Annotated in this window: 9 protein-coding genes; 6 read left to right on the forward strand and 3 right to left on the reverse strand. The window is 62.8% G+C overall.

The genetic code is table 11. The features are described 5' to 3' along the window. The first annotated feature begins 20 nt into the window (after positions 1-20). From E4631_RS14430 to E4631_RS14440, 3 genes are all read left to right on the forward strand, one after another. Entirely contained in the window at positions 21-1,154 is a 1,134-nt protein-coding gene (locus E4631_RS14430) for an SMP-30/gluconolactonase/LRE family protein (protein ID WP_133656583.1), read from the forward strand. A gap of 417 nt (positions 1,155-1,571) precedes the next feature. Next, on the forward strand, positions 1,572-3,158 hold the full coding sequence (locus E4631_RS14435; protein ID WP_174805443.1) for a S8 family peptidase: 1,587 nt from the start codon (positions 1,572-1,574) through the stop codon (positions 3,156-3,158). A 33-nt stretch (positions 3,159-3,191) separates the two neighbouring features. Continuing rightward, on the forward strand, positions 3,192-4,520 hold the full coding sequence (locus tag E4631_RS14440; RefSeq protein ID WP_133656581.1) for a hypothetical protein: 1,329 nt from the start codon (positions 3,192-3,194) through the stop codon (positions 4,518-4,520). 171 nt (positions 4,521-4,691) lie between these two features. Here the strand turns inward: E4631_RS14440 and E4631_RS14445 are convergent, their stop codons facing one another. After that, the gene (locus E4631_RS14445; protein WP_317129132.1) at positions 4,692-6,686 is read right to left on the reverse strand and encodes an AAA domain-containing protein; all 1,995 of its coding nucleotides are present in this window, start codon (positions 6,684-6,686) and stop codon (positions 4,692-4,694) included. A gap of 217 nt (positions 6,687-6,903) precedes the next feature. On the opposite strand from E4631_RS14445, the gene E4631_RS14450 reads away from it, so the two are divergent. Then, a complete protein-coding gene (locus E4631_RS14450; protein ID WP_133656580.1) occupies positions 6,904-7,560 on the forward strand; it encodes a hypothetical protein in 657 nt (218 codons plus the stop codon). A gap of 83 nt (positions 7,561-7,643) precedes the next feature. Here the strand turns inward: E4631_RS14450 and E4631_RS14455 are convergent, their stop codons facing one another. Next, on the reverse strand, positions 7,644-9,065 hold the full coding sequence (locus E4631_RS14455) for a glycoside hydrolase family 125 protein (RefSeq protein WP_133656579.1): 1,422 nt from the start codon (positions 9,063-9,065) through the stop codon (positions 7,644-7,646). A gap of 165 nt (positions 9,066-9,230) precedes the next feature. On the opposite strand from E4631_RS14455, the gene E4631_RS14460 reads away from it, so the two are divergent. Beyond that, a complete protein-coding gene (locus tag E4631_RS14460; protein ID WP_133656578.1) occupies positions 9,231-10,370 on the forward strand; it encodes an L-dopachrome tautomerase-related protein in 1,140 nt (379 codons plus the stop codon). A gap of 138 nt (positions 10,371-10,508) precedes the next feature. On the opposite strand, the gene E4631_RS14465 is transcribed toward E4631_RS14460, so the two are convergent. After that, positions 10,509-11,741, reverse strand: coding sequence for a glycoside hydrolase family 27 protein (locus E4631_RS14465; RefSeq protein WP_205704244.1), 1,233 nt, complete (start codon positions 11,739-11,741; stop codon positions 10,509-10,511). Positions 11,742-12,005: 264 nt separating this feature from the next. Between E4631_RS14465 and E4631_RS14470 the strand changes: the two genes are divergently transcribed. Then, a complete protein-coding gene (locus E4631_RS14470) occupies positions 12,006-12,938 on the forward strand; it encodes a mechanosensitive ion channel family protein (protein WP_133656577.1) in 933 nt (310 codons plus the stop codon). Positions 12,939-12,979 lie beyond the last annotated feature (41 nt).

Here is a 12,979-nt window from a genome sequence, read left to right on the forward strand (position 1 = left end):
GCACATCTTCCTGAATCCACATGAAAATTCGTTCCTTAACGCTAGCCGTCCTAGCTGGCGGCAGCCTGCTGGCCAGCTGCGGCCCCCAGCAAGCTGAAGAGAAAAAAGAGGTAGCCACTGCTACTGACCAATCCACCGAGCTGGCCGACACGGCTACCCAAGGTGCTAAGCCCCGGCTAATTACGACCTTCCCCGACTCGATGAACACGCCCGACGGCCTAGCTCTGCTGCCCGACGGCCGCGTGCTGCTGTCCATCCCCAACATGGCCGATAATAGCTTCCCCGCCCGCATCGTGGAGCTAACGGCCAACGGCTACAAGCCCTTCATCAGCCACCCGCCGGTGGAGCCCACTACCAAGCACGCCGCCCCAATGGACCTGGCTATCGGGCCTGATGGTAACCTGTACTACGCTGAAAACCAGTACGAAAATAGCAAGGACTTCAAATCGCGCCTGATGCGGGCGCTGATGAAGAATGGCAAGCCCACTGGCACCATCGAAACGGCCGTGGACAACTTCGCCCTGGCCAACGGCACGGTGTGGAAAGGCAACGACCTCTACGTGACCGATAGCCAGTGGGACCTGCCCGACAACGACAAGGGCAGCGCCATTATGCATTTTACCCTGGCCGAGCTGAAGCCCGGCACCACCATCCACCTCAAGCCCAAAACCAAGGACCCGCACGTGCTGGCCATGTTCACGACGACCGTGAACGAAACCGGCGTGGACAACGGCGCCGATGGCATCGACTACGACAGCCAGGGCCGCCTCTACACCGGCTCGTTTGGCGATGGTACCTTTTACCGCGTCACGCTCAAGCCCGATGGCAGCTACGCCAGCCAGGAAGTAGTGCCGGTAGCCGGCCCCAAAATTCCGTGCATCGACGGCCTGGTTATCGACCGCGCTACGGATAAAGCCTACATCACCAGCGCCCGCCTCAACTCGATTGATGTGGTTGACCTCAAGACCAACGCCCACACCATTCTGGCCCGCAACGGCGATACCAACGGCGCAGGCGGCCGCCTCGACCAGCCCGCCGAGGTACTGCTCAAGGGCAAGGAACTGCTTATCTCGAACTACGACAACCCCAACAAGCACTTCGTGAACACGAAGTCCGACGCTCCGCACACCGAGTCGGCGATTGACTTGCCGTAGTGGGGGGTAGGCCGGGCAAAAGCGCGGCATTGCTACTGGCCCTACCCCCTTCCCAACCGGGCAAGGGGGTAGGGCCAGTCTTTTTATTGGCCACCGAGTTTCCGTGCCGGGCCTGGCAGGCGTTGCGCGAGCTGCCCACGCCGCCGGATAAACGTGTTCCGGAGTTAAAAACCGCGCAAAAAGAACGTCCTGCTCACCTGGCGTCTGCTTTTTTTGCTTCTTCTAAAACTCAAATTCAGTGTTGACACTGATGCCGCCGCTGGGGTGCTGGCCTACGTTTGTGCCTGCTCCCAACCGCCCGGCGCACACTGAAAAGCGGAGCGATGAAGCTCGGCCGACCACATAGCAATGCCAGGGCCTGTGTCGGAAGTAGGAGCCTGGCCGCGTGTCTGCCAGCTTTTTACCCAGCCCATTCTCATGGCCACCCGCCCCTCGACCCCCAGGGTATTTAAGCCCGAAAACCTGACCCAGTCGGTTATTGCCCTGCCGCTGCTGCAGCAGCTGGCCGAGGAGCACCAGCGCCTGCGCCCACCCAAGGCCCGCGCCAAAGCTGCCGCCGCCCCGCCGCTGCCCCGTCTGCTGGGTGTGGTTATCGACCTGAACCTGGACTACCCCGGCGGCCGGGCCGGCGCCCTGCAGTGGGTAGTGGCCGCCCTCAACGAGCTGGTGCCGCAGCTCACGGCCAGCGAGGCGCACCGCGCGGCGGGCCTCCAGGCCGACCAGCACCCCAAAAACCAGTATAGCCAGCAGTACCTGTTTGTGCGCCTCGAAGCCGCCGTGATTGAGGCGCTGGTGGCCCGCGACAAGCAGCGCAACGACGCTACCCCTCGCCCCGCCACCCAAGGCCCGGCCGGGCCCAAGGCCATCTACCACATCTGGCCCGATTTTGCCATCAAGCCCCTGCTCAATAAGTCCTTAGCTACGGTGAAGGGCGACGCGGCCCACGCCTCCTACGCGGCCGTGGGCAACGGCATGGTGTGGGCCGTGCTCGACTCGGGCATCGATGCCACGCACCCGCACTTCGCCACCCACCGCAACCTGGAGCTGAGCCTGCCGCTGCGCCACGTCGACTTTACCGGCGCTGCGGTGGGGGTAGGGGACGCCGCCCCGGCCCTGCTGGATGGTACCGGCCACGGCACCCACGTAGCGGGCATTATTGCGGGTGGCTGGCCCGCCGCCGCGCCGCCGCTGCAAGCCTACAACCGCCAGCGCGACGAGCAAGGCGCCATCGACTACACTCAGGTAACGGCCAAAACCATCAGCGGCATCGCACCCCAGTGCAAGCTGGTCAGCCTCAAGGTGATGGATGCCCAGGGCCAGGGCCAGGCCAGCAGCCTGATTGCCGCCATCGGCCTCATTCAGGAAATCAACGGCTACGGCCGCCGCTTGCTCATCCACGGCGTGAATATGAGCGTAGGCTATGACTTTGACCCCGAGTGGTTTGCCTGTGGCCGCAGCCCGCTGTGCGTGGAGGTAGACCGCCTGGTGCGCTCGGGCGTGGTAGTGGTGGTGGCGGCTGGCAACACCGGCTACGGCGTGGCCCAGAGCCAGTTCAACGGCATCATCTCGGCGGGCATGAGCCTGACTATCAATGACCCCGGCAACGCGGACCTGGCCATCACGGTGGGCTCAACGCACCGCGACATGCCGCACGTCTACGGCGTGTCCTACTTCTCCTCCAAAGGCCCCACCGGCGACGGCCGCCTGAAGCCCGACCTCGTGGCCCCGGGCGAGAAAATCCTGTCGTGCGCGGCCGGCGACAAGCTCCAGGAAATGACCGATAAAGGCCTGAAGTGCGACTACCTCGAAGACAGCGGCACCAGCATGGCCGCGCCCCACGTATCGGGCGCCATCGCGGCCTTCCTCTCCATCCGGCGCGAGTTTATCGGCGAGCCCGAGAAGGTAAAGAACATCTTCCTCAGCTCGGCCACCGACCTGCGGCGCGAGCGCTACTTCCAGGGCAGCGGCCTGGTCGATTTGATGCGCGCCATTCAGTCGGTGTAGGTAAGTATCTGACCTTCATACATTCATACTCCTATGGAAACCCTGCAAGGCTACCCCTATTTCCCCATCGAGTTCACCAAGGACGGGCAGGTGTCGAACCCCACCCAGCAGGCGGCTTTGCTCGCGGGCCTGCGCCAGGCACCCCCCACCGACCTGCTGGTGCTCTCGCACGGCTGGAACAACGACATGGCCGAAGCCAAGTTGCTCTACGATAGATTAATGGCGCAGTTCAAGCAGGTGCTGGCCACCCCCGCCGGGGCGGCGCTGGCCGGGCGCACCTTCGCCGTGCTGGGCGTGCTGTGGCCATCCAAGAAATTTGCCGATACCAACCTTATTCCGAGCGGCGCGGCGGGGGTAGGGTCGCCCGTGACCACGGCGCTGCTGGCCGCCGCCCTCGACCGTCTGCACGGCACCTTCGACCAGCCCGGCGCCGACCAGGCCCTCGACGCAGCCAAAAAGCTGCTGCCCACCCTCGAAGACCAACCCACTGCCCAGGCCGAGTTTGCCCGGCTGCTGCGCTCGGTAGTGTCGCCGGTCGAAACCTCGCCCGACGTGGATGCCAGCCACGACTTTTTTGCCCTGCCGGGCCAGCAGCTGCTGGCGTACCTGGGCAAGCCGCTGCCGGCGGCGCTGCTGCCGCGCCCTACCCCCTCGGGCCCGGCCGCAGGGGTAGGGCCGTACCTCAACGGGCAGCAGGCTGGGCTGGGCCAGTTCTTCGGTGGTATCAAGGCGGGCGCCCTCAACCTGCTGAACTACACCACCTACTACCAAATGAAGGAGCGCGCCGGCAGCGTGGGCAGCGGCGGCCTGCGCACCGTGCTGCAAGCGGTGCGGAAGCAGTTGCCAAAGCTGCGGCTGCACCTGGCGGGCCACAGCTTTGGGGGGCGCGTGGTCACGGCCGCCGCGGCCGGGCCCGCCGGGCAGCCGCCTTTGCCGGTGAGTAGCCTCACGCTGCTCCAGGCGGCGTTTTCGCACTACGGCTTTTCCAATAGCTACGATGGCACCCACGCGGGCTTTTTCCGGCGGGTGCTCACCGAAGGGGCCGTGTCGGGGCCCATCCTCATTACGCATTCGGCCCACGATTCGGCTGTGGGTACCATGTACCCGCTGGCCTCCATGCTGGCGCACCAGGTGGGCGCGGCTCTCGGCGATGCCCACGACAAATACGGCGGCATGGGCCGCAACGGCGCCCAAAAAACGCCCGAAGCCACTGAGGAGCCGATGGGGGCTGTGGGCTCGCCCTACGTTTTTGCCAAGGGCCGGGTCTTCAACCTCAACGCCGACGCCATCATCCAGGACCACTCCGATATCTGCCACCCCGAAGTGGCCTACGCTTGGCAGCAAGCCATCGCCTTGCCTTAGCCAGCGGGGGGTAGGGAAGGCATAAGCTTTCCTAACGACAGCGGCCTACCCCTTCACCTGCGCATTGCCTCGCGCAAAAACCCGGTTGCGGTTGCTGGCAGCGCCAGGCAACAACAACCAGATTTTTGCATTTTTGCCGCAGTAGCAACGTGGCCCCAAAGCCTCTTGCCGCTACTCCTGCAATTCCCAGGCCGTGCGGTAGCCGCCTACCCCCTCCACATACTCCAGAAAGGCTTTGTAGAATGGGTGCGAGCCCAGCGTGGACGAGTCGCCCACGAGCAGCAGCTTTTTGCGGGCGCGGGTCATGCCCACGTTCATGCGTCGGATGTCGGACAAGAAGCCGATTTCGCCGTGCGAGTTGCTGCGCGTGAGGCTGATGGCGATAATGTCGCGCTCCTGGCCCTGAAACGAATCGACGGTGCCCACGCTCAGTTGGCGGTGCAGCATGAGCCCGCTGAGCTCGTCGTTTTCCTCCACGGCATCTTTCAAATAGTTGATTTGAGCGCGGTAGGGCGCAATCACGCCGATGCTGAGCGGGTCGGCTTCGTGGTCGGGCGCATCGTAGGTTTCCAGCAATTGGGCCAGGCGGCGCAGCAGCAGGTCGGCCTCCTCGGGGTTGGCCGTGGAGCGGCTCTCTGGAATGGTAATCTCCTGAAAGCCAAAGCCGGCCGTGTCCAGAAACTCCACCGGCAGGTCGGGCGCGAAGCGAATGTCGTAGGCGTCGAGGCCGCTGTGGGCCACGGTGGGCGCGGCCACCAGCCTACCCTCGTAAAACTGCTCGGACGAAAACTGCATAATCTGCTCGTGCATGCGGTACTGCACGGTCAGCATGCGGCTGGCCTCGGGCTGGCGCGTAATGCCCTTCTCAAACAGCGTTTCGCGCAAGCCTTCCTTGGCCGCTTTTTCGCTCTTCACGGTGGGCGGCAGCTGCTGGTGGTCGCCGGCCAGCACCACGCGGCCGGCCTTAGCGATGGGAATCCAGCAGCCCGGCTCCAGCGCCTGGGCCGCCTCGTCGATAAACACCGTTTCGTAGGTGAGGTGGCGAATATTGCGGTTGCTGGCGCCCACCAGCGTGCAGGTAATCACCTGCACTTGGTCAAGCAAGTCCTCCGTAATGTAGCGCTCCAGGCCATCGGCTTCCTGGTGCAGGGCGCGGGCTTCTTCCTTCAGCAGGCGGCGCTGCTCGCGTTCTTCCCAGCCAAACTGCCGGGTGTGCTTGCTGGCTTCCTCGCGGTACTGCTCGGCCGTCTGGCGCATCGAGCGTAGCTCGCCGTAGCGCTTGTGGGCCATCACCTGGGCATCGAGGGTGTGCTCCAGCAGCAGGTCCGACACCCGGGAGGGGTTACCCATCCGAATAACGTTCACGCCGCGCTCGGCCAGCTTCTCGGTCAGCAAGTCCACGGCCGTATTGCTGGGCGCACACACCAGCACGCGCCGCTCGCGCCGGATGGTTTCCAGAATGGCCTGCACCAGCGTGGTGGTTTTGCCGGTGCCGGGCGGCCCGTGAATAATGGCCACATCCTGCGCCGCCATCACATGCCGAATGGCCGCTAGCTGCGACTCGTTGAGCGGGCTGGGGTAGAAGATATCATCGGCCTTCTCGGCGCGGAAGCGGGCGGGCTTGGCCCCGAGCAGGATGTCACGCAGGTCGGCCAGGCGGTCGCCGTGGGCGCCCATTACCTTGCCCAGCGCATAGTCCATCTCGCGGTAGCTCACCTCATCGAAGGTGAGGTCGATGCCCAGCTTGCCACCCTCGTGCACCCAGTCGGGCAGGTCTTCCTTGGAGGTAGTCAGCGTGAGCTTATTGCGCCGCACGCTGGTAATCACGCCACTAAGGGTAGGCCGGTCGGTGGCCGAGCGTCCCGGAATATTGCCAAACAGCGCCGCATTCTTGCCCACCTGAAACAGGTGCAGCCCCTGCTGCCCGGCCGGCCGCTCCAGCTCCAGCACCACTTTGCCGCCAAAGCCCACGTCTTCGCTGGTGATGGTGACCGGGTACCAGGTCAGCCCGCGCTTTTGGCGCTCCTGCACGGTAGCCTTGGCATTTTTCAGCTTAAACTGCTCTAAATCTTCTTGTTGCTCCAGCTTGAGCATGGCCTGCACGCGGCGTAATTCCTTCTCAATAGCGTAAGGCTCGGCGTGGGGGGTAGGGAGTTCGGTAGACAAAAGAAAGCGGATTGATTTCGTTGTAGAGGTAACAACGAAAAGGGAAAATGAGTGGCTAGCTACAAAATAAAATGCCGGTCCCTAACGAAAGGGCAATAGGTGAAATTTTTAGTATAAATAATTAGGAATGACAAAATAGTATCAACCAGTTGCCCGTAGCTTTGCGCATAGGCTGTCCACTCTTTTTTTTCTGCAAAACTTACTTTTTTCCTGCTCTATGCGCATTCGTACTTTAGGCCTGGCGGCCGTCTTATTTTTAGCCCTGCTGTGCACTGCGTGCGGCCCCAGCATTTACCTGGCGCAGGACTTCCGCGCCTACGCCCCCAACCACAAGGTGGTCGCTATTCTGCCGGCCAGCGTCAGCATCGGAATGCGGCCCAACCAGGCCCGCAACACCAGCGCCGAGCAAATGCGCACGATGCAGCAGCAGAGCGCGCTCGATTTTCAGGCGCGCATCTATGCCTGGCTGTTGCGCCGCCAGCAGCAGCAGCACTACACGGTAGAGTTTCAGGACGTATCGCTGACCAATGCGATGTTGCACAAAGCTAACCTCACCGACGAAGACATGCGCACGCTCTCGCCGCAAGACCTGGCCAAAATGCTCGGCGTCGATGCCGTGCTCACTACCAGCGTGCGCACCAGCAAGCCCATGAGCGACGGGGCCGCCGTAGCCCTGGGTGTGCTGGTCGGCGCCTGGGGTGCCACCAACCAAGCCAACATCACGGTTAATATCCACGATGGCCCCGCGGGCAAACTGCTCTGGAAGTACGATTTTGTGGCCTCCGGCTCGGTGGGCAGCTCCCCCGAGAATATGGTAAACGCGCTGATGCGCAATGCCTCGCGCAAGTTTCCCTACACCCCGGCCAAATCCTAGCCTACCCTTCAGTTGCAGGCAGCCTACTTGAGCCGCTTCCCTGGGGAGGCGGCTCAACTTGGTGTAGGGCCAGCCGCGAAGCCCTACCCAAGCAGCGCCGGCCGCTCCCGGTATGTCTTCCACAACAACTCCCCAAACAGCGTGTTGGCCCAGGCAAACCAGGCGCGGGTAAACTTGGCGGGGTCGTCTTTATTAAATGACTCGTGCATGTAGCCGGTGCCGGCGTGGGTGGTTTTGAGGGTTTGAATACAGGCCCGGATTTCGGCATCGTCGGTGCTGGTGAGGCCGCGCATGGTGATGCCGATGGGCCAAATCATATCCAGGCCAATGTGCGGCCCGCCGATGCCTTCGGCCGCCGAGCCTTTGAAAAAGAACGGGTTAGCGGCCGAGAGTACCAGCCGGCGCGTGTTCTGGTAGGTGGGCTCGTTGAGGGGCAGGGCCCCGAGGTAGGGGAGGGCCAGCAGGCTGGGTACGTTGGCGTCGTCCATCAGGATGTGGCCGCCGAAGCCATCTACCTCATACGCATACACTTGCCCAAACTCGGGGTGCGGCACCACGGCGTGCTGGCGCAGGGCCACCGCAATTTCATCGGCGAAGGCCATTAGCTCGTCGTAGCCGGCCTGCTCGTGGTAGATGTCGTAGAGCATGAGCGCGGCCTGGCGCAGGCTGGCTACGGCGAAGAAGTTGCTGGGCACCAGGAACGGCAGCAGCGTGGCGTCGTCGCTGGGCCGAAAGGCCGAGGCGATGAGCCCGCAGGGCCGCACCGGGTAGCCGTAGCCGGCCAGCGGCTGGGTGTCGGCCGAGGTCAGCGTCTGGCGCTGAAAGTGGTAGGGGCCGGGGCTGGTTTTGCGTTGCTGCTCGCGGAAAGTTTTTACAATCAGAGTAATAGCCCGGCGCCAGTCGGCGTCGAAAGGCTGGGTGTCGCCGGTCGTTTTCCAATAGTGATACGCTAGCCGGATGGGGTAGCACAGCGAATCGACCTCCCACTTGCGCTCGTGCACGCCGGGTTGCATGGCGGTGTGGTCCGCTTGCCACTCGCCCACTTTGGTCGGGTCGTTGTAAAAGGCGTTGGCGTAAGGGTCCTTTAAGATGCACTGCGCCTGGCGGTTAATCACGCCCGCCACCAGCTGGCGCAGGGCCGCGTCCTGGGTCACGAGCTGCAAATAGGGCCACACTTGGGCCGACGAATCGCGCAGCCACATGGCGTCGATATCGCCGGTGATGACGTAGGTATCGGGCCGGCCCTGGCGCTCGGTGTAGGTCACGGTCGTGTCCAGGGTATTTGGAAAGCAGTTGCCGAATAGCCAGCCCAACTCGGGGTCTTTCACCTGTTGCTGAAACTCGGCGATGGCCTTTTCAACCGCCCGGCTGCGGAAGCGGCGCTGGCCCGCCGCCGGCCGCACCACCGGAAAGGCCGGCGCCGTGGCTGCGCGCAAGGGGGGTAGGGCGAGGAAAGAGCCGGCGGCCAGCAGGCTCGCATCCCGCACAAATAGGCGACGATTCATACGCAGCGTAGCAAGAAAGTATGGGCAAAGATGCGCTCACTGGCGCCACTGCTTCTTTCAAGTAGCGGTAAAATGGAGGAATCTGGAAAAAAGCGGCTAACTTTTTAGGCGTCTGGAAAGTAAAGCAAGGCGTTTTTTGCCTCTCCTTCCTTTTCCACTTTCGTTATGCGTACTCTTCTCGCCTTGCTACCTGTTGCCGGGCTGCTAGCCGCCTGCACCGGCGGCCCCGGCACCGAAAAATCGACTGGCGTGGCTACGCCGCCGCCCGTGCCCACCTCCGAAAGCGCCAAGAAGCTGGTGTCGGTAGCCACCTCTGATACCATCTGGAACGGCGTTGCGGTCAGCGATAATGACCGGGTATTCGTGCTGTTCCCGCACAACGAGGGCCACCCCGGTACCCGCATCGGCGAGCTGAAGGATGGTAAAGTCACGCCCTACCCCACCCGCGCCTGGAATGCCTGGACCAAGGAGGGCGACCCCGCCAAGCAGGCGTTCGTGCGCACCAATTCGCTACGCTTCGGCCCCGACGGCCTGCTCTGGATAGTGGACACTGGCACGCCCAAGAGCGATGCCCCGCCCGTTGCCGACGGCCCCAAGCTGCTGGCTTTCGACATCGCCAAAAACCAGCTGGTGAAATCAATTTCGCTCGATAAGTATGTGAAGCGCAGGAGCTTTGTGGACGACCTGCGCTTCCACGGCGATATGATTTACGTGACCGATGCCGGCGCGCCGGGCCTCATCATCCTCAACCAAAAAACGGGGGTAGGGCGCCGCATGCTCGACGACGACACCACCACCACCGCCCGCCGCCCCATGATGGGCGAAGGCAAGAAAATGGTGAAGCCCGACGGCAGCGACGTAGCCTTGCACGCCGACCAGATGGAGGTGAGCCCCGATGGTAAGTACTACTACTTTCAAACCGCCGCCGGCCCCATGTACCGCGTCGAAACCAAGTACTTAGATGACCCAAAAATCAGCTCGGCCGACCTAGCCAAGCAGGTGACATATTTTTTCAACTCGCCCACCTGCGGCGGCACGGCCATCGACGCGGCCGGCAACCTCTATGTGGCCGACGCTAACGAAAAGCGCATTCTCAAAGTGACGCCCGACGCCCAAAGCAGCGTGCTGGTGCAGGACCCGCGCCTCATCTGGGCCGATGCCATGTGGATTGACCACGCCGGCAACCTCTGGATTCCGGTGCCGCAGATGAACCGCACCGCCGGCTTCCAGAAGGGGGTAGAGACGGTCGCCTTTCCCGTGCATTTATTCAAAATGCCCATCGGCGCCCAGCCGTTTCGCGACTGAGCCGGACGCGGGGCACCTCACCCCCCGGTCCCCTCTCCCGTGGAGAAGGGAAGCCACGGCGGCGCGGCCGTTAGGCAATCGTCAGGCTCCCCCTCTCCACGGGAGAGGGGGCCGGGGGGTGAGGTTAGCCGGCTGGGGCTACTTACTCAGTCGAATCATCACCACATCGTGTCCCGGCACCTCGGCCCGAAAAGGCTTAGCGGTGGTGCCCGCCTCGCAGCCGGTCCACAGGTTGCGGATTTTATAGCGGGTGCGGTCGGCGGCGAGGTCGCGCTTGGCTACGTCGTCGTGGATGGGCTGGGTCTTCCAGTCAAATGTGACGGGTTGGGATTTCCTACCCCGGTTCAGGAAGCACAGCGCCCAGTCGCCGCCGGCCAGGGGCTTCACCCAGGTTTCGACGCTGTCTTTGGCCGCGAAGCGAAAGCCCTGCACGCCGAGCGGGTCCTGGTCTACGGCGATGACGGCCTTGTTGGTCAAGGTGCTCAGGGTCTGGGGGTTCATCTGGCGCAGGTCGTTGCCGGCGATGAGCGGGGCGGCCAGCATGCACCACATGGCAAAGTGGGCGCGGTCCTCGTTGGGCGTGAGCTTGCCATTGCCGACCTCCATCATGTCGGGGTCGTTCCAGTGGCCGGGGCCAGCGTACTGGCGCAGGCCGTCCTGCATGTCCAGAATGCGCATCACGCCGTAGGCTTTCCAGTCGCCGCCATTGTCCTGGAGGCAGTCCCAGCAGTTAAAAATGTCGCCAGTAGTGCGCCAGAGGTGGCCCACATTGTTAGCCCAGAGCCAGGGCTTGGCGGTGCCCCACTCGCACATGCTGAACACCACTGGGTGGCCGGCGCGGGCCAGCGCGTCGCGCATGGTGGTATAGGCGCCCTCTGCCTTGAGGCCCTCGGTGGCGCACCAGTCATACTTCAGGTAATCGACGCCCCACTGCGCGTAGGTGGTGGCATCCTGGTACTCGTGGCCGCGGCTGCCGGGCCGGCCGCCGCAGGTTTTGTTGCCCGCGTCGGAGTAGATGCCAAACTTGAGCCCCTTGCCGTGCACGTAATCCACGAGCGCCTTCATGCCCGACGGAAAGCGCTGCTTATCAGGCTGAATGAAGCCCAGCGTGTCGCGCCGGCCGTGCCAGCAGTCGTCAATTACGATGTACTCGTAGCCAGCGGCCTTCATGCCGTTGGCGGCCATAGCGTCGGCCACCTGGCGAATTTTTTGCTCATCTACGTCACAGGCAAACTTGTTCCAGCTGTTCCAGCCCATGGGCGGCGTTTGGGCGAGCTGAGTGTATTTCTGGGCTTGCGCGCTGCCCATGCCAAGCAGCAGGGCCAGGCTGGCCAAACCAGTTTTGAGGGGTATGGAAGGAAAGTTTAGCATCACTATTTGCGGAATAAAGCTTAGTAAAAAAAGAGCGGGCCGGGCCTGGCTCGGGAGTAAGGTGGCCGGCCACTAGCCGGCACGAGCGCAAAAGCCTCCGAAATGGCGTTGCTAGCGCGTTAGAAGCCCGATTTAGTTGAAAATACGCCCCATGCTAGGGTTGTCGCACCGCCGGCCATACTACCGCCTACCCCCTTGTTCTCGGTCATTCGCGGAGCAGGCCCGTATCTTAGAAGCAGGTCCGAATTCATTTTATTTTCCCTAATGCTGGCAGTTGTGAACGAAGTAGGTAGCGCGTTTAACCTTTTGTATGAGAAGCTGCTGGGCTGGTTGCGCCAGCTTATTGTGATGCTGCCCAACCTGGTAGTGGCGCTTATTCTGCTGGTGCTCACCTTCGTAGTGGCGCGGCTGGTGCAGCGGCTGGTGCAGCGGTTTTTGCCACGGGTATCGCCCAGCGTCACGCTCAACAACCTGGTTTCGACCATTATCTACGTTATGACCCTGCTGGTGGGCACGTTCTTCGTGCTCACGGTGCTCAGCCTCGACAAAACGGTGACTTCCCTGCTGGCCGGCGTCGGTATCATTGGCTTGGCGCTGGGCTTCGCGTTTCAGGATATCGCGGCCAACTTCATCAGCGGCGTCATCATTGCCGTGCAACGGCCCTTCAACGTGGGCGACGTGATTGAAACCGACAAGTTCTTCGGCACCATCGAGCGCATCAGCCTGCGCACGCTCGACATTCGCCAGCCCACCGGCGAGCTGGTGATTGTGCCCAACCGCAAGGTGTTCGAAAACCCGCTCATCAACTTCACGCAGCAAACCGTGCGCCGCGTCGATATTGAGTGCGGCGTGGGCTATGAGTCGGACCTGGAGCAGGTGCAGGAAGTAGTGCTGGCGGCCATGCGCAGCCTGCCCGGCCTGGTGCCCGAGCGCAAGGTGGAGGTCATGTTCACGGCCTTTGCCGATAGCTCCATTACGTTTCAGCTGCGGTTTTGGGTGCCCTTTCGGCGGCAGGTCGATTACGTAGAGGCTCGCAGTGAGGCCATTATCCGCATCAAGCGCGCCTTCGATGCGGCGGGCATCAACATTCCGTTTCCCATCCGCACGCTAAACCTGCACGCCGACGCGCTCGCCCAACTGGCCCCCGTGCTGCGCCGCGCCGCTACGCCTACCCCCCCGCCCGCCGCCGAAGCATAACTATTGGTTCTTGGTTCCTAGTTTGAACGACAACCAGGGAC

It is taken from the genome of Hymenobacter sp. UV11 (assembly GCF_004684095.1).
Lineage (GTDB): Bacteria > Bacteroidota > Bacteroidia > Cytophagales > Hymenobacteraceae > Hymenobacter.

What these genes read in the sequence shown, in the direction of transcription:
- E4631_RS14430 (WP_133656583.1), top strand. Translation starts at nt 21, where the DNA reads ATGAAAATTCGTTCCTTAACGCTAGCCGTCCTAGCTGGCGGCAGCCTG.
- E4631_RS14435 (WP_174805443.1), top strand. Translation starts at nt 1,572, where the DNA reads ATGGCCACCCGCCCCTCGACCCCCAGGGTATTTAAGCCCGAAAACCTG.
- E4631_RS14440 (WP_133656581.1), top strand. Translation starts at nt 3,192, where the DNA reads ATGGAAACCCTGCAAGGCTACCCCTATTTCCCCATCGAGTTCACCAAG.
- E4631_RS14450 (WP_133656580.1), top strand. Translation starts at nt 6,904, where the DNA reads ATGCGCATTCGTACTTTAGGCCTGGCGGCCGTCTTATTTTTAGCCCTG.
- E4631_RS14455 (WP_133656579.1), bottom strand. Translation starts at nt 9,065, where the DNA reads ATGAATCGTCGCCTATTTGTGCGGGATGCGAGCCTGCTGGCCGCCGGC.
- E4631_RS14460 (WP_133656578.1), top strand. Translation starts at nt 9,231, where the DNA reads ATGCGTACTCTTCTCGCCTTGCTACCTGTTGCCGGGCTGCTAGCCGCC.
- E4631_RS14465 (WP_205704244.1), bottom strand. Translation starts at nt 11,741, where the DNA reads ATGCTAAACTTTCCTTCCATACCCCTCAAAACTGGTTTGGCCAGCCTG.
- E4631_RS14470 (WP_133656577.1), top strand. Translation starts at nt 12,006, where the DNA reads ATGCTGGCAGTTGTGAACGAAGTAGGTAGCGCGTTTAACCTTTTGTAT.